The 17,204-nt window shown below is 42.5% G+C and carries 18 protein-coding genes; 10 read left to right on the forward strand and 8 right to left on the reverse strand.

The annotated features are described in order from the left end of the window. Positions 1-4: 4 nt before the first annotated feature. Genes AAEY98_RS14585 through def form a run of 5 tightly spaced genes read right to left on the reverse strand, consistent with a single transcriptional unit; the run spans position 5 to position 5,642 of the window. Complete coding sequence (locus tag AAEY98_RS14585) at positions 5-1,447, reverse strand: TrkH family potassium uptake protein (RefSeq protein WP_351017793.1); 1,443 nt, start codon at positions 1,445-1,447, stop codon at positions 5-7. 6 nt (positions 1,448-1,453) lie between these two features. Further along, complete coding sequence (gene trkA, locus AAEY98_RS14590; protein ID WP_101087377.1) at positions 1,454-2,863, reverse strand: Trk system potassium transporter TrkA; 1,410 nt, start codon at positions 2,861-2,863, stop codon at positions 1,454-1,456. 16 nt (positions 2,864-2,879) lie between these two features. After that, positions 2,880-4,163, reverse strand: coding sequence for a 16S rRNA (cytosine(967)-C(5))-methyltransferase RsmB (rsmB, locus tag AAEY98_RS14595; protein WP_351017796.1), 1,284 nt, complete (start codon positions 4,161-4,163; stop codon positions 2,880-2,882). A gap of 1 nt (position 4,164) precedes the next feature. Further along, positions 4,165-5,121 (reverse strand): methionyl-tRNA formyltransferase, encoded by a 957-nt coding sequence (gene fmt / locus AAEY98_RS14600; RefSeq protein ID WP_351017798.1) that lies wholly within the window; start codon positions 5,119-5,121, stop codon positions 4,165-4,167. A gap of 8 nt (positions 5,122-5,129) precedes the next feature. After that, positions 5,130-5,642: a peptide deformylase gene (def, locus tag AAEY98_RS14605; RefSeq protein WP_101087380.1), complete on the reverse strand. Its 513-nt coding sequence runs from the start codon at positions 5,640-5,642 to the stop codon at positions 5,130-5,132. 126 nt (positions 5,643-5,768) lie between these two features. Between def and AAEY98_RS14610 the strand changes: the two genes are divergently transcribed. From AAEY98_RS14610 to hemF, 6 genes are all read left to right on the forward strand, one after another. Continuing rightward, positions 5,769-6,875 (forward strand): LysM peptidoglycan-binding domain-containing protein, encoded by a 1,107-nt coding sequence (locus AAEY98_RS14610; RefSeq protein ID WP_351017801.1) that lies wholly within the window; start codon positions 5,769-5,771, stop codon positions 6,873-6,875. Between the two features lie 71 nt (positions 6,876-6,946). Next, the gene (gene dprA / locus AAEY98_RS14615; protein ID WP_502959501.1) at positions 6,947-7,975 is read left to right on the forward strand and encodes a DNA-processing protein DprA; all 1,029 of its coding nucleotides are present in this window, start codon (positions 6,947-6,949) and stop codon (positions 7,973-7,975) included. A gap of 2 nt (positions 7,976-7,977) precedes the next feature. Beyond that, positions 7,978-8,451 (forward strand): DUF494 family protein, encoded by a 474-nt coding sequence (locus tag AAEY98_RS14620; protein ID WP_011635519.1) that lies wholly within the window; start codon positions 7,978-7,980, stop codon positions 8,449-8,451. A gap of 59 nt (positions 8,452-8,510) precedes the next feature. Then, complete coding sequence (locus AAEY98_RS14625; protein WP_162021967.1) at positions 8,511-9,074, forward strand: DNA topoisomerase family protein; 564 nt, start codon at positions 8,511-8,513, stop codon at positions 9,072-9,074. Between the two features lie 25 nt (positions 9,075-9,099). Beyond that, a complete protein-coding gene (tsaC, locus tag AAEY98_RS14630) occupies positions 9,100-9,666 on the forward strand; it encodes an L-threonylcarbamoyladenylate synthase type 1 TsaC (RefSeq protein ID WP_059746088.1) in 567 nt (188 codons plus the stop codon). Between the two features lie 4 nt (positions 9,667-9,670). Beyond that, positions 9,671-10,603 (forward strand): oxygen-dependent coproporphyrinogen oxidase, encoded by a 933-nt coding sequence (gene hemF / locus AAEY98_RS14635; RefSeq protein ID WP_011635522.1) that lies wholly within the window; start codon positions 9,671-9,673, stop codon positions 10,601-10,603. On the opposite strand, the gene AAEY98_RS14640 is transcribed toward hemF, so the two are convergent. After that, on the reverse strand, positions 10,600-11,034 hold the full coding sequence (locus AAEY98_RS14640; protein WP_182744509.1) for a group II truncated hemoglobin: 435 nt from the start codon (positions 11,032-11,034) through the stop codon (positions 10,600-10,602). The genes hemF and AAEY98_RS14640 overlap by 4 nt on opposite strands. A 171-nt stretch (positions 11,035-11,205) precedes the next feature. Between AAEY98_RS14640 and AAEY98_RS14645 the strand changes: the two genes are divergently transcribed. From AAEY98_RS14645 to AAEY98_RS14660, 4 genes are read left to right on the forward strand one after another with little or no spacing between them, the layout of a single operon-like run. Next, a complete protein-coding gene (locus AAEY98_RS14645) occupies positions 11,206-12,588 on the forward strand; it encodes an amidohydrolase (protein WP_101087385.1) in 1,383 nt (460 codons plus the stop codon). 11 nt (positions 12,589-12,599) lie between these two features. Next, a complete protein-coding gene (locus AAEY98_RS14650) occupies positions 12,600-13,859 on the forward strand; it encodes an amidohydrolase family protein (RefSeq protein ID WP_351017805.1) in 1,260 nt (419 codons plus the stop codon). Between the two features lie 56 nt (positions 13,860-13,915). Next, on the forward strand, positions 13,916-14,749 hold the full coding sequence (gene aroE, locus AAEY98_RS14655) for a shikimate dehydrogenase (protein WP_351017808.1): 834 nt from the start codon (positions 13,916-13,918) through the stop codon (positions 14,747-14,749). Further along, complete coding sequence (locus AAEY98_RS14660; RefSeq protein ID WP_162021972.1) at positions 14,749-15,006, forward strand: DUF1488 family protein; 258 nt, start codon at positions 14,749-14,751, stop codon at positions 15,004-15,006. The genes aroE and AAEY98_RS14660 overlap by 1 nt, the downstream gene beginning before the upstream one ends. Here AAEY98_RS14660 and AAEY98_RS14665 read toward each other — a convergent pair. After that, the gene (locus tag AAEY98_RS14665) at positions 15,003-16,211 is read right to left on the reverse strand and encodes a sensor domain-containing diguanylate cyclase (RefSeq protein WP_351017811.1); all 1,209 of its coding nucleotides are present in this window, start codon (positions 16,209-16,211) and stop codon (positions 15,003-15,005) included. The genes AAEY98_RS14660 and AAEY98_RS14665 overlap by 4 nt on opposite strands. Positions 16,212-16,482: 271 nt before the next feature. Then, a complete protein-coding gene (locus AAEY98_RS14670) occupies positions 16,483-17,028 on the reverse strand; it encodes a gamma carbonic anhydrase family protein (protein ID WP_350999808.1) in 546 nt (181 codons plus the stop codon). Between the last annotated feature and the right edge of the window lie 176 nt (positions 17,029-17,204).

The following is a 17,204-nucleotide window of genomic DNA, read 5'->3' on the forward strand; positions in this document are numbered from 1 at the left end:
TGTATTAAAAACGCCAAAATTTAGGGTGAAACAACACTGCGACTGTCAGTATTTCTAAACGCCCTAATAACATTCCTATTGCCAAAGCCCACTTAGCGACGTCGGGAAGTGAGGAAAAGTTTCCTGCAGGACCAATAATAGGACCAAGGCCTGGTCCTACGTTTGCCACTGCGGTTATTGCTCCGGTAAAGCTGGTCATTGGATCTAATCCGGTCAGTACGAGTGTGATCGACAGTAATAATATCACCACTATCATCAGCATAAAAAAAGCCATTATTGAACGGACAATGTCATCTTGAATGCGGTGGCCATTGTATTTGTCTTTAAACACGCCATTGGGATGGAATTGCTGTTTAATCTGCTGACGCATAATTGAGAATGCGATTTGAAAACGAAATATTTTTATGCCACCAGATGTTGAGCCTGAACAGCTACCAATAAACATTAAAAACAGAAATACGACACTGGCGACAGAGCCCCAAGATTGATAATCTGTTAGACCGTAACCGGTTGTGGTGATGACAGAAATAACATTGAAGCTAGCAAGTCTTAATGCATCTAAAAAGTCTATTTGCTGATGTTGCCACAGCCAAAAGGCTAATGAGAATGACACCAGTAACACAAAGCGTAAAAAGCCTATCACTTGTTGATCATTCCATAAGCGTAAGCTGCGTTGTTGTATGGTTTGCACAAACATTAGTAACGGTAATCCACCCGCTAACATAAACACAATACCAACCCAATGTGTCTCGTGTGAAAAGGCCGCCATTGAACTGTCTGAAGTGGAATATCCACCCGTTGATAATGTGGTCATGGCATGGTTGATAGCTTCAAACCAATGCATGCCCGCAAGGTGATAGGACAATGTGCACAGTAGTGTTAAGACTACATAAATCAGGAATAAATGTTTGGCCATGTGCTGGGTGCGAGGAATCGTTTTGTCGCTCCAGTCTGATGATTCAGTTCTAAATAAGCGCATTCCCCCCACGTTCAAAAATGGCAGGATTGCTACTGCCATCACAATGAAACCAATGCCGCCAAGCCATTGCAATAATGAACGCCAGACTAAAATGCTATGGTCCATATTGTCTAATCCGGATAATACCGTTGAACCGGTGGTGGTTATGCCTGACATGGTTTCAAAAAAAGCGTCGGTATAATTAATACCGTGATAAAGCGTGAAGGGCAGCGCGGCGAATAAGCTCACGACAAACCAAGTGATACTGGTCAGCATAAACATATCGCGAATATTAAGACTAAAATGATGGTTGCGACCATTTTGAATGCACAAAATAGCAATAAAGCCGGCAAATAAACCGGACATCATAAAGTCACCAATGGTTTCTTCGCCATAAAATAGCGCAAAAGCCATTGGAACTAACATAAATCCTGTCAGTATTGAGAGAAAAATACCGAGGATAAAAATGATTTGTTTGACGTTAAACATAGAAAATTAAAAGAAAAAAGCACTTGGTTGAAACAATTTCTCTACGTCACCGATGAACTTCTTATTCACTAAGAATAAAATAACATGGTCACCCTGTTCGATTACCGTTTTATCGTGGCCCATTAACACTTCATCATTACGTACAATGGCGCCAATAGTCGTGCCTGGCGGGAGTTTAATGTTGCCAATCTGTTTACCGACAACTTTTGACGTGCTTGAGTCGCCATGGGCAATCGCTTCAATAGCTTCTGCTGCACCACGGCGTAATGAGTAAACATTACATATATCACCTTGGCGAATATGAGTCAGTAACGCCGAAATAGTGGCTTGCTGCGGAGATATGGCAATATCAATGTTAGCTTCTTGCACAATATCAACATAGGCTTCACGTTGAATAAGTACCATGACCTTTTTCGCCCCCATGCGTTTGGCAAGCAGGGCAGACATAATATTGGCTTCGTCATCATTGGTGACAGCGATAAACACATCGGTTTGATCGATGTTTTCTTCCAACAATAATTCTTGGTCTGAAGCATCGCCACAAAACACAGTGGTTTTTTCCAGTTTTTCTGAAAGTAACTCCGCGCGTTCTTGACGGTGTTCAATTAACTTAACCGAATGAGTACGTTGCAACTTTTGCGCAAGACCAAAACCAATATTACCGCCACCCGCAATCATGATATTGCGGTACGAATTATCCAGTTTTTGCATCTCACTCATTACTGCACGAATATGACGACTATCGGCAACGAAAAACACCTCATCATCGGCTTCGATAATGGTCGTGCCGCGCGGCATGATAGGCCGGCCTTGCCTAAAAATAGCGGCAACGCGGGTATCAATATTGGGCATGTGCTCACGTAATGTGGCTAATGCGTTACCCACTAATGGGCCGCCATAATAAGCTTTAACCGCAACGAGGCTTAGTTTACCTTTAGCAAATTCAAGTACTTGGAGTGCGCCGGGGTATTCTACTAATCTTTGTATGTAAGCGGTCACTAACTGCTCTGGTGCAATCAGCTCATCAATAATAAAACCGCCCCGAGGCTTAGCGTCACCGCTTTTAATTTCACTACTGATAAACAGTTTATCTTGCAGCTCCAAATAAGCTTCTGAGCGAATACGAGCAATTTTTGTTGGTGTACCAAATAAGCTGTAAGCAATTTGACAAGCTGCCATGTTACATTCATCGCTATTGGTTACCGCAATGAGCATGTCAGCATCTTCTGCACCCGCTTCTTTTAATACACTCGGATGAGCGCCATGACCGACAACAACACGTAAGTCAAACTTGTCTTGCAATAGCCTTAGCCGAGCGCGATCACTGTCGACGAGTGTGATGTCGTTATTTTCACCGACTAAGTTTTCAGCTAACGTGCCGCCTACTTGCCCAGCCCCTAAAATAATAATTTTCATGGCTTGAGGTACATCCTTAAATTGCTTTAACTAGGCGCGCGTAATAGAAGCCGTCCATGTTGTCTTGCCCAGACAAAATTTGCCAACCGATATCACTGATATGAGCTTGTTGCTCTATCGGTACTAAACTCGCATCGGGTGTCCGTGCTAGAAACTGTTCAACTTGTTGGCTGTTTTCCTGCGGTAAAATAGAGCAGGTTGCATATAATAAGGTGCCACCCGGTTTAAGCCATTGCCAACAATGATCCAATATTTGTTTTTGTAAGTTGGCTAACTCTTCAATATCGCTATTTTTGCGTAACCATTTTATGTCTGGATGACGGCGAATGACCCCAGTTGCAGAACAAGGCGCATCAAGCAAGATTCGATCAAATTGTTGCCCTTGCCACCATGATGGAATATCTGCCGCATCGCCGTGAATAAGTTGCGCTTTTAAATGCAACCTGTCCAGGTTTTGTTGTACTCGAGCAAGGCGTTTTTGATCAAAGTCGACAGCGACTAAGTTGATAGTGGGAGCAAGCTCTAGTAAATGGCAACTTTTTCCGCCAGGTGCGGCGCAAGCGTCTAAAACGAGTTCATCTGCTGCAGGAGCAAGTAAGGTAGCAGCCCATTGCGCCGCGCCATCTTGCACCGATGCAGCTCCTTCCATAAAGTTGGGTAATGCTGCGACATCTTTTGCGCTTTCGAGCAATATAGCATCTTGGCTTGAACCGGCTTGGGCTGGAATATCGTGTTGAGCTAGTGCCGCTAAATAAGCATCACGAGTTTGCGATTGCTGATTATTTCGAAGCCACATAGGTGGACGCTGGTGGCTCTGCTCAATAATGTCTTGCCAGTTATCTGGATACGCTTGTTGTAAACGCTTAATAAACCAAGCTGGAGTATTAAAACGTAGCGTGTCTGAGTCAGTATTTAATGCACTGTCTTGGCGCTGAATATTACGCAATACGCCATTGACCACTTTCACCAAACCATCAAAACGTAATTGTCTGCAAGCTTCTGCCGTTTCTGAAATCGCCGCATGCGCTGGAATACGAGTAAAGTAGAGTTGGTAACAACCTACGATCAGCAATTGATGCAATATACGCTGTTTACCTTTAAACGGTTTTGCTAAGCAGTCACTCACGCACTTGTCTAGTTGTGGTAATTGACGCATAACGCCGTAACATAATTCAGCTAATAAGGCTTTGTCTTTGCCATTTTGTAAGTGTTGCTGTTGATCGGGTAAAGCCACCGATAACGAAATGCCTTTTTCAAGGACTTCATATATCGCTTTAGCTGCCAGTGCGCGAACATTCATGCTAGTTAGCCTCTTGGTTTAAACACACACCTGCGGTAAACCAATCACCACGAGCATTAAGAATATCGGCCACATCAAGCGGCTTTTTGTTGGGCAGTTGCATGGTTTTAATCATTAACTTGCCGTCGGCGGTGGCAATTTCAATACCTTGCTTGGTCGCGGCAATAATGGTCCCTGGGGCCTGTGAGCAGAGTTCTGCGCTGTAATCGGCTTGCCACACTTTAATCACGCTTTGTTGGTGTTCAAAATAACTTACTGGCCATGGATTGAAGGCGCGAATGTCTTGCCAAAGCTGTTTCGCGCTTTTATTCCAATCAAGACGAGCCTCTTCTTTGGACAGTTTTTCAGCGTAGTTAGCCAGCGTTTCATCTTGCTTTTGTGCTTTGAGGCTTCCATCACTTAAACCAATCAGCGCTTGTACTAGGGCTGTTGGCCCTTGTTCTGCCAGCTTTTCATAAAGGCTAGCCGAGGTATCCGTAGCTTCTATCGGTAAGTGCGTTTTGAGCAGCATGTCGCCAGTATCTAGGCCAATATCCATCTGCATAATGGTGACACCGGTTTCGGTATCACCGGCCCATAAAGCGCGCTGTATTGGGGCCGCTCCACGCCAGCGAGGTAAAATTGAACCGTGCACATTGATACAGCCTAAACGTGGGGTATCAAGCACTACCTTTGGCAAAATCAACCCGTAAGCCACAACAATCATAATATCTGCATTAAGAGCTGCTAATGCCGCTTGTGCCTCTTCATTACGTAATGATGCAGGCTGAAATACCGGAATAGCATGCTCTAAAGCCAACGCTTTTACTGGGCTTGCGGTGAGTTTCTTACCTCGACCAGCAGGCCTATCTGGTTGAGTATAAGTCGCAATCACATCGTGTTCAGAGTCGATGAGTGCTTGTAAGTGTCGAGCTGCGAAATCCGGAGTACCGGCAAAGATAATTTTTAACGGTTTCAAATTTTTTCCTATGCTTCTCTAGCATCTAAACGAGCTTCTTTTTCAAGCTTAGTTTTAATGCGTTGACGTTTTAGAGGCGATAAATAATCGACAAATAGCTTACCTTTAAGGTGATCCATTTCGTGTTGAATACAAATAGCAAACAACTCATCAGCTTCAACAGTAAACTCTTTACCGTGACGATCTAGCGCTTTTAAGGTGACAAATTCTGCACGGTCAACTTTGGCGTAAATACCGGGTACCGATAGGCAACCTTCTTCATTAGCCAAGTCACCACTGCTAGCCACTATTTGAGGATTAATAAAAATAGTTGGCCGTTCAACCTCATCTTGTAGATCCATCACAATCAATTGTTGATGAAAATCCACTTGAGTAGCAGCTAAACCGATACCTTTCTCTAGGTACATGGTTTCGAGCATGTTATCTATTTGTGTCTGTAATTGTGGACCGAAATCCGTTACAGGTTGAGCGATAGTGCGTAAACGTTCATCTGGAAAGCGTAAAACATTAAGTAATGGCATATATAAACTCTTAGCAAGTCTGTCAAATTTCAGCCAGTTAGCTATACTGGCCTTTGCGATTAGGGTAATTTTAATCCTTACAGCCTATCAATAACAGCAAAAAGCTCTAATAAAGAGCTAAACAACATGGACTGCACCATGAAACGCTTACTTTTACTTGTTTTTTTATGTCTAAATTCTTATTGGGTCAATGCTGATACATTAACCTTAAAAGCTGGACATCCAGATACGTATATCGTTAAAAAAGGCGATACTCTATGGGATATTTCTGGTTATTTTTTAAATGACCCATGGCGTTGGCCTAAATTGTGGGGGGAAAACCCACAAATTGCTAACCCACATTTAATTTATCCAGGGGATCGACTGACATTAGTCTTTATTGATGGTCAGCCCCGTTTGGTTGTTAAGCAGCACATTAAAAAGAGTCCAGAAGGGCGGATGATATCGAAAGATGGTCCTATCCCACCAGTTGACCTTGCGTTGATTAAGCCCTATCTAGTGCAGAACAGAGTTGTTGATCCAACTTGGTTGGCGGGATTACCGATAGTTATGAGTGGTGAAAGCTCATCAATTCATCATGTGGTCAATGACGTTGTCTATGTGAACTCAAAGCTTGAGCAAGGTCTTAAAGTGGCAATTTATCAAACTGGACGTGAGTTTTTTGCTCCAGATAACGGTGAATTATTAGGCCAAGAACTTATTTTAGCCTCTAGTGGACGTGTTATTGAGTCTGGCGATGTCTCGAAAGTTGAATTACTGAGTAGTTTACGTGAAACCAAAGGTGGATTTCATGTTGCACCTGTAGAAGATGAAGCGTTAATGTCGGCTTATTTTATTCCTAAAGCGGCAGATTTAAGCGTTGCTACATCTATTATTGGTACAACAGGTAATATTCGCGAAGCAGGTAAATTAGACGTTGTCTATATAGATCGTGGTGCCAATGATGGCGTTGAGACTGGACATGTTTTTTCAATGTACCGTGATGGCGAAAACATTATTATTGATAATGATGGTAATCCTGTTCGCCCTCTTGACCGTTCGTCTTACGATAAAGTGCTGGCGAATTTTTCAGAAGATACCGTGTATAAAATGCCCGATATTTTTCATGGTAATTTGATGGTTTTTAAAGTGTTTGATAAAACCAGTTTAGGGTTGATTATGTTTAATGACCATCCTGTTCGAGTGGGTGATAAATTGACCAAACCAAATCCATTGACGATTAAAGGTGAATAATTTCAGATAAACTGGTCGACTGGCTAGTTGTTTGTGCAGTATCTGGGCTAGGACCTGCTCGGATTCAACAATTGTTAACTCAAATGGACGTTGAAGAGATTCGTCAACGTCTAGAGTTTGAACCACAGGCCTTGCCTTTATCGGCAAGCCTGTTGGCTAAATGCCATATCGACTTTAATAAAGTAGAGCAAGCCCTAACCTGGCTCGATTCGCAGCCTAATCACTACATTGTGACCCTCTCTGACCCACTTTACCCTCCATTACTTGCGCAAATATCAGATCCACCGCAGGTATTATTTATTAAAGGCTCGATAGAATCCCTTTTATTACCGAGTATTGCGATTGTTGGTAGCCGTAATGCCTCTCGAGGCGGCTTAGATATGGCAACAGATCTCGCTGGTCATTTAGCTAATCAAGGTTTTTCGATCACTAGCGGCATGGCGACGGGTATTGATGGTGCAGCCCATAAAGCGACTTTGGCGGTTAATGGAACGACCATGGCAGTGCTAGGCTGTGGAGTAGAGTGTATTTATCCTAAGCGTCATCAACACTTGTATCATGAGATAATTAATACTGGTTGCGTCATCAGTGAATACTGGCCAAGTATAGGGCCTTTTGCTGGTAACTTTCCTCGGCGTAACCGTATTGTCAGCGGTTTAAGCTTAGGTACTGTGGTGGTTGAGGCAAGCCGTAAAAGTGGTTCATTAATAAGTGCTCGGTTGGCAATGGAGCAAAATCGTGAAGTGTTTGCTGTACCTGGATCGGTATTAGGAGGATATAGCCAAGGTTGTCATGATTTAATTAAAAATGGTGCAAAACTTGTCGAGTCTGCTGCCGATATAATAGAAGAATTAGGCTGTTTATCAGATTATCACCTTGAACAATTGCATCTACGGCACCATATACAGGATAATGATATTAGTGATTTGCCATTTCCTCCGCTGTTAGCTAGTGTAGGATATGAAACAACCGCGATAGACTCGGTGGTTGAGGATAGTGGGAAACCGATAGATCTGGTGTTAATACAAATGCTTGAACTTGAGTTACAAGGGTGGGTTGCAGCTGTGCCCGGTGGTTACGTCAGACTAAAGAGGAGTTAGCCATGTTCGATATCCTCATGTATTTATTTGAAAATTATGTTCATAGTGAGATTGAGTTATTAGTTGATGAAGATGAACTCACTAAAGAGTTAACCCGTGCGGGTTTTCATCAAGTTGATATTATCAAAGCACTTTCTTGGTTAGAGCACTTAGCTGATCTACAAGAGAGTGATAAACCGTACTTGTGTAATCATGCACAACATTCATTCCGTATTTATACTAAAGCGGAAATGGCCAAATTAGATGTTGAGTGTCGTGGTTTTTTACTGTTTTTAGAACAGATTCAAGTGCTCAGTGTCGAAACTCGTGAAATGGTTATTGACCGTGTTATGGAGTTAGATGAACCAACATTAGAGTTAGAAGATCTCAAATGGGTGGTATTAATGGTACTATTTAATGTGCCAGGAAATGAGTCAGCCTATGAGCAAATGGAAGATTTAATCTTCGAGCAGCCAGAAGGGCGCTTACACTCATAACAGAAAGGAGGCTTAGCCTCCTTTTTTAGGTCTATAGAATATTACTCATAGAGAAACCCATGTCGAAAATTGATCAGCAGCTATTTACTGTCCACGAACATGCATTGGAGAAAGAGTTTGAACTTTGTCCTGTTTGTGGCGCTGAGTTGTCGGTTAAACACAGTAAACATGGCAGTTTTGTGGGCTGTAATAACTATCCAACCTGCGACTATACCCGTCCGCTAGTGCAACACGAGTCGATCGAAACCCAAATTATTAGCGGTTCTGAGTGCCCTAAATGTGGTAATGAGTTGGCTGTTAAGTCTGGTCGATTTGGTATTTTTATCGGTTGTACGCATTATCCTGAATGTACCCATATTGAAAAGCATGACCACGCCAATGAAGCTGAGCAGATAACTTGCCCATTGTGCAAAAAAGGCCATCTAGAATCTCGAACGAGCCGGTATGGTAAAACTTTTTTTGCATGCAGTGCCTACCCAAAATGTAAGTTTATCGTAAACTATCCTCCCCATAATGAAGCGTGCCCAGACTGTGGCTTCGGAATTTTAGTCGAACGTAAAGGTGCTGCTGGTAGCCGAGTCGAGTGTCCGCAAAAATCCTGTAAATATAAGCGTGCTTTATAGTTTCTATACCATGAAAGGAAATCCAATGTTGCAACTGCAGCCATCGGCTGTCGCCACCACCATACAACAAGGTGGCGTGATAGCTTACCCAACAGAAGCTGTATTTGGTTTAGGATGCGATCCTGATAATGACAGTGCTATCGAGAAACTGTTGGCAGTAAAACAGCGTCCTTGGCAAAAAGGCTTAATTTTGGTGGCCAGTTCATTTGAGCAACTATTACCTTATCTTGATATCACTCAGTTAACTGAGCAACAATTGCAGTTTGCTCAATCAAAGTGGCCTGGGCCATTTACATTTGTTATGCCTATTCAGTCACACGTATCAAAATTATTGTGCGGCGAGTTTGATTCAATTGCCGTACGGGTATCTGCTCACCCAGTAGTTCGAGAGTTATGCGACACTCTCAATAAACCCTTAGTATCGACAAGTGCCAATTTAGCCGGTGAGCAACCGGTGGTCGATGCACAACATATCATCACTGATTTTAGCGATAAAATTGATGCATTGATTTTAGGTAAGCTGGGCGAACAACGTCAGCCATCAACCATTATCGATGCTCGCAGTGGTCAAATTCTTCGTAATGGAAGCTAATACTATGTCAAACACCTCTTCCCATGTGCCAGACGCACAACAAGTAAAATCGTTTTTGTTGGGATTACAGCAAAATATTTGTCAGCGTTTAGAGCTGCTCGATGGTAAAGCGACGTTTAAAGCAGATTCGTGGGAACGTGAAGAAGGTGGCGGTGGTACGAGTCGAGTATTAACTCAAGGCCAAGTATTTGAGCAAGCCGGCGTTAACTTTTCTCATGTGATGGGCGCCGCTATGCCCGCATCGGCCACGGCACATCGTCCAGAATTAGCTGGCCGAAGTTTTGAAGCTATGGGGGTGTCATTGGTTATTCACCCTAATAATCCGTTTATTCCAACGACTCATGCTAACGTGCGTTTTTTTATTGCCCGTAAAGAAGGTGCCGACCCAGTATGGTGGTTTGGTGGTGGATTTGATTTAACGCCTTACTATCCATTTAAAGAAGATGTGGTTAGCTGGCATCAAACGGCTAAAGATATTTGCGATCCATTTGGTGAAGATGTTTATCCAAAGTATAAAAAATGGTGTGATGAGTACTTCTTCTTACCGCATCGTAATGAAACCCGTGGTGTCGGTGGATTGTTTTTTGATGATCTTAACGAACCTGGTTTTGAGCGAAGCTTTGAGTTTATGCAAGCGGTAGGCAACGGTTTTATTGAAGCTTATGCGCCGATAGTCGAACGCAACAAAGAGTTAGAATATGGCGATGACGAACGCCAGTTCCAGCTTTATCGCCGTGGTCGCTATGTTGAGTTTAACTTGGTCTATGATCGTGGCACTTTATTTGGCCTGCAAACTGGTGGCCGAACGGAATCCATTTTAATGTCGATGCCACCATTGGTTCGCTGGGAATATGCATTCACCCCAGAAGAAGGGACTGCAGAAGCAGAGCTGTATGACATCTACCTAAAGCCACAAGACTGGTTAGCTGCAGTCTAACGATTACGCATATTATCTGCTAGCGCAGAAATAGCCTGAATAATCACTTGCTGATGTTCAGGCTTTTTTATGTTGTTTTGAATGGCTGCACGCATACAGATTAACCATTGATCTCGCATTGATTCATCAATCGCGAAGTGCATGTGTCTGGCACGTAAAGCCGGATGACCATGTTTTTGTTGATACAGTTGCGGACCACCTAACCAACCACTTAAGAACTCATACAGTTTTTGTTCAGACTCTTGCATTGGCGAGCGATGCATCGCTAATAACGCTTGGGTTTCGGGACGTGTTTGCATTTGTTGATAAAAGTCATGGGCAATTGTGCGGATAACCTTGTCGCCACCAATAAGGTCGTAGGCATTTGACTGCGCTGTATCTCTGTCATCAGCGGTTTGCGGCTTAGCGAATAATTTACGTAACCAGTTCATATTGTCAGTGTTTAAGTCAGTGTTTAAGAGTGTCGGGGTTATTATATCTAAATCAATGTCATGGCAGGATCATTTTTTTGTTAACGTTTTGATACCAATTATTTAACGATTAGGCTGTATTTCGGCAGTTAACTTGGTTAGATTAGTCGCAAAATAAGACAGGAGATCCCAATGGCAAAATTAATGCCTTCTTTGGTTGCTGTGGCGCTATCAACTGCAATTGCAGGTTGTAGTCCAGCAGAACAACAAGACCCTAAAATCACAATCAATGCCAATCCGTATCCAAGTACTTATCAAATACTGCCTAATTCAACCACACTGTTAAAAAATGCCATTGTGTTAACCGGCACTGGTGAACGTATTGATGATGCCGATGTATTAATTAAAGACGGTAAAATTAGCGCAGTTGGTCAACAGCTTTCCGCTGAAGATGCTGTAGTTATCGACGCTAAAGGCAAGTGGATTACCCCTGGTATTATTGATGTGCATTCACACTTAGGGGTTTATCCAAGTCCCAATGCCGAGTCACACAATGACGGTAATGAAATGACCAACCCAGTAACCGCTGAGGTATGGGCAGAGCATAGTGTATGGCCACAAGACCCTGGGTTTAATCGTGCCCGAGAAGGTGGCATCACTACGCTACAAATTTTACCTGGTTCAGCCAACCTGATTGGTGGCCGTGGGGTGACACTCAAAAATGTTCCTGCTACGACCATGCAAGCGATGAAGTTCCCAGCCGCGCCTTATGGATTAAAAATGGCCTGTGGTGAAAATCCTAAATCTTTATATGGCAGCCGTAACGAATTACCTATGACTCGTATGGGTAATATGGCGGGCTACCGTACAGCGTTTATTCAAGCAACAGAATACAAACGTGCTTGGGATAAATATGATGCTGACTATGCCGCAGGTAAGAACCCTGTAGCACCAGAGCGCGACTTAATGAAAGACACTCTAAAAGGTGTGCTTGAAGGTGATATTTTAATTCACAACCATTGTTACAAAGCTGAAGAAATGGCAATGATGATCGACCTAGGTAAGGAGTTCGGTTATCACGCAGGTACATTCCATCATGCGGTAGAAGCTTATAAAATTGCCGATCTATTGGCTGAAAATGGTAACTGTGCTGCTATGTGGCCAGATTGGTGGGGCTTTAAACTCGAAGCATACGACATGGTGCTTGAAAATGTTGCTATGGTCGATGCCGTTAAAAACTCTTGTGCTGTCGTGCATTCAGACTCTGGCGTAACCATTCAGCGCCTTAATCAAGAAACGGCAAAAATCATGAATAACGCGAATGCTAACGGCTTTGACTTAAAAGCTGAGCACGTAATTGGTTGGATTACTGCTAATGCGGCAAAATCATTGGGTATTAGCGATAAGACCGGTTCACTCGAAAAGGGTAAAAATGCAGATGTGGTTGTATGGAATACCAATCCGTTTAGCGTATATGCTCAAGCTGAACAGGTATTTATTGATGGTGCAAAAGTGTATGACCGCCAAGATCCTGCCTACCAGGCACAAAGTGACTTTATGTTAGGTCAACAATAAGGAGCAAGACAATGACATTATTTAATAAATCAGTACTTGCCTTGAGTTTATCTATCAGCTTTGCGTTAAGTTGCGGTGTAGTTCAAGCTGAAAGTATAGCAATTATCCATGCCACAGTGCATACCGCCACAGAACAAGGCGTATTAACCGATGCCACAGTTGTGATTGAAGACGGCACTATTGTGGCCATTAATCCGGCATCACCGACAGCCGATACCGTGATAGATGCTAAAGGGGCAATATTAACTCCAGGCTTTATCGCGAGTATGAATGATTTAGGGTTAGTAGAAATCGGTGCGGTAGCCTCTTCACGTGATGCTTACGAAAAAGAAGCGGATGTCATTTTTGATCCTAGTTTAGCTTACAACCCCAAGGCGTCTACGGTGCCATTTGCTCGCAAAGGCGGGATAACTCGTAATGTAGTGTCATCAGGTGGTGGCGAAGGCATTTTTGCAGGACAAACATTTACCGTAGACTTAAGTGGTGATTGGGACAGTATACTGGCCGCTAACACCGGATTAGTTGTTGCGTTAGGTGCCAAAGAAGAAGGCTCTCGTGCAGCAGGAATGCAGCAATTGATCCATAAACTTGAAGATGCTAAAAAAGCGCAAGCCAAAAAGAGTAAAACGAAAAAAACAGCTGAAGATGATAGCGAAGTGCCAAGTCGTGAAGATGAGATTATTCACGCGGTACTCGCGGGTGAAAAACCATTAATTATCGACGTCGACCGTGCCAGCGATATTTTGCATTTAATTAAACTTAAACAAGACTTAGGCATAGATCTTATCCTAGTCAATGCTGCTGATGCTGTATTAGTGGCTGATAAGCTCGCGCAAGCAAACATCCCTGTGGTTATTGATAGCATGCGTAACTTACCAGAAAGTTTTGATGCATTGCATAATTCACTCGAAAATGCAGGTAAACTAGCAAACGCGGGTGTCAAAGTAGCCATTGCATTACCTGGTGATAGTCATGGTATTTACGCACTACGCTTTAGTGCTGGTAATGCGGTTGCTAACGGGATGAATTATGATGATGCTCTGGCTTCTGTGACGGCAAATGTGGCTGATATTTTTCATTTAGACTCTGGGCGGATTGCGGTCGGCAAGCCTGCCGATTTAGTATTATGGAGCGGCGATCCTTTCGAGTTCAGTAGTAAAGTGCAAAAGATGTGGATTGCAGGAGAAGAGCAAAGCACAGACAGTCGTCAAGACAAGCTCCGTGATCGCTATTTACAAAAAACGGCAATGCCTGAAGCCTACAGCCGATAGCATCTCACGATTTACGTGGGACGTTTCCCTAAATCGTTAATGAAGAGACAAAGCGAATGACAGATAAGTATGCTGTATTTGGTAACCCAATAGCCCAAAGTAAGTCACCATTTATACATACTGAGTTTGCCAAGCAAACTCAGCAAGACTTAAGCTATGAAGCTATTCTCGCGCCGGTCGATCAATTTGACTCTTCGTTAACGGCATTCTTTGCTGATGGTGGTAAAGGCGCTAACGTTACAGCACCTTTTAAAGAGCAAGCATTTGCCATGTGTGACGAACTCAGTGAGATGGCTAAACTCGCAGGCTCAGTAAACACCCTGTTTAATTTGCCAGATGGTAAAATTGGCGGTGACAACACCGATGGTGTTGGTTTGGTGAATGACCTGGAAATGCTGTTCGGTTCGCTGAAAGGTAAGCGAGTGTTATTGGTGGGAGCTGGTGGCGCGGCAAGAGGCTGCATTTTACCGATATTACAACACAATGTGGCTCAGTTGATTATCTGTAATCGGACCCACGAAAAAGCAGAGCAACTTCAAGCTTTATTCAATGAGTATGGTAACTTTTTTGCTAAACCCATTGACGAGCTAATATCGCCATTTGATTTAGTGATTAACTCAACTTCAGCAGGTCTATCTGGACAATTAATTTCCTTGCCTAGCGTTATAGTCGATGAAACAACAGATTGTTACGACATGACCTACAGCCAACAAACCACAGTCTTTAACCAATGGGCTCAAGAACAACACGCTCGTAAAACCGCTGATGGGCTAGGTATGTTGGTTGGTCAAGCGGCAAAAAGCTTTAGTTTGTGGCGTGGGGTTACTCCTGATACGGGTTCGGTTATGCTAAAACTGCGTGAATCATTAGCACAAAAGGCAGCTGACTAATGAATCAAAGCGTGATATTTACCGATCAAGTCTACCTCGAAACCAATCAAGTGAAGTTTGTTGCTCAGCAGCAAGGGGTTAATATCAACTGTTATGCCAGTTTTTCGGCCATCAGTGAGCTTTGCGACAAGCAAATTGTGAGTGGAAGTAATGCCGTGTGTTTATTTGAGCAATGTCGTTTTGACCTTGAAGACCAAGCAGAAGCATTGATTGAACAAGAAGCTTTTAGTGACAGTGGTAATATTATTCTAGCTTAAGGCTGATTCAGTTGTTTCTTCAGTCGCTTTTGGCTATACATATTATTATCTGCCTGTTTAAACGCGTTAGACCAATCTTGATTATACTGGGCAAGTCCATAGCTAAAATGAATCGCGGGGTTTAACAGCGTTAGGTCATGCTGCAGTTGTGTTATTTGCTGCTCTAAGACATCGATGGGGCCACGGCATAGTGCAATAAATTCATCACCGCCATATCGAGCGACTAAAAAATGTGGATGCCACATTGATTTTAGTGATTGCGCAAAAGCCTTTAATGCATCGTCCCCGGCTTGATGTCCGTACTGATCATTTAACGGCTTTAAGTTATCCATATCCAAAATAATGATATAGCTTACTAACTCTGGGTGGTGTTGCCATTGTAGAATTGTTGCATCAAATTTTTTGCGATTATACAGTCCTGTTAATCCATCATAATCAGCCAGGAGCTCAATTTTTTTAGACTTTTGGTACAGTGAAATTGCGTTCGCGGCTTCTGATGTAAGAATATTCACCAGATTTATATCGTAATCACCAAAGGCTTCCATCTTGCTACTGTCTAAATTCATCATTCCGTAAAGCTCTCCGTCAATACGGATGGGGCTAGACAAGGTGGAACAAATTGGTTTGATTGAAGCATTTGGTAGCACAAATTGATCATATTGCTTGGGGTTTTTAGCATTGATGTTACTAATGACAACGGTTTTATGGCAACGTCCTTGAGTCAATCGATATAGAAAAGTGTCTTTTAGGGTAAAGTTAATATTTTGCAAGGCATCAATATTGAGTCCAATAACAGATTCAAACTGTAACTGATTAGTCTGATTATCTACCAATATGATACTGCCCATTTCAGCATCATCTATAACACTTATTGCTTTTAGTAGTAGCGCATCCAAAAAAGCTTGTTCTGAATCGTATTGGCTCGATAAATTGACTAGCTCATAAGTCGTATCGTTAATGTGGATTACATGTTCCAAATGTTGCCAAAGGCGTAACATATTTTGTCTATGGACAAAATATGTGATGGCATAACAGGTAGTGTAACCACAACCAATAAGAGATAGGAATTGATAAGCACTACCTGTATCAAATGCTGTAAATGAAATAATACTGATAAGTAATAAAGGGATGACCAAGAGTAGTAAGTGCTGCTTAATATCAAGATAGCCGATATATTTGGTGGAAACGCGTTTTTTGGTTTTCACTTAACCATCCTTGTTAAATATTCGGCGATACTGGTTAGCATTCAAAACTGTATGTAGTCACTCTATCTAGCAATAAAGCTCAATATAGTGACTCTTAGAATTTAGTTGCAACAATCAAACACGCAGTACAGCATAACTAAATGAGTTACTATCATATAAGACCACATTAGTTTATCAACAGATAGTATAAAAAAATGTGTGGAGTAAGGTATTTTAGTGGGGACATGCAATGGACCAAGAAAAATCGATCCATTACATTAAACGAACAGGCTTATTGTTGTAGGTCTACTAAGTATTCATTTTTTAAACGAACATAGTTATCAGCAGACTGTGGCAAAAATGCACGTTCGGCTTCAGTTAATGGCCTCACTTGATTGCATGGGCTGCCAACATATAAATAACCACTCTGCAAAACCTTATTGGGAGGAACTAATGAACCCGCTCCCACAATCACATCATCTTCTACTATTGCACCATCAAGTAAAATTGCACCCATACCGATAAGTACACGATGACCAATCTTGCAGCCATGTAACATTGCTTTGTGACCAATAGTGACATCATCACCAATAATCAATGGATGCCCATCAGGATTTGCCGCAGACTTACGGCTTACATGTAATATGCTGCCGTCCTGCACATTACTGCGTTTACCTATGCGTATCTTATTTACGTCACCGCGCGCAGCAACTAATGGCCAAACACTCGCGTCATGGTCTAATTTAATGTCACCAACCAGCACTGCAGACTCGTCAACATAGACGTTATCAGCTAAATCAGGGTGTATTCCTTGGTAAGTTCTTATATTAGTCGACATAACAATCCTTATATATTCATGGTTTGTGACAGTATAATGCTTAAAAACTAGCTGGTCAGGCTAAATTATCCGCAAACAAGCCGAAAATAACAAATAACCTTAAAAAAGGCCTTGCGCAAAACCGTGTGGTGCCTATAATGCGCATCCACTGACACGGCAGACAGCGCAAGCGGTTA

The sequence above is a fragment of the Shewanella sp. AC91-MNA-CIBAN-0169 genome, assembly GCF_040310165.1.
In the GTDB taxonomy this organism is placed as follows: domain Bacteria; phylum Pseudomonadota; class Gammaproteobacteria; order Enterobacterales; family Shewanellaceae; genus Shewanella.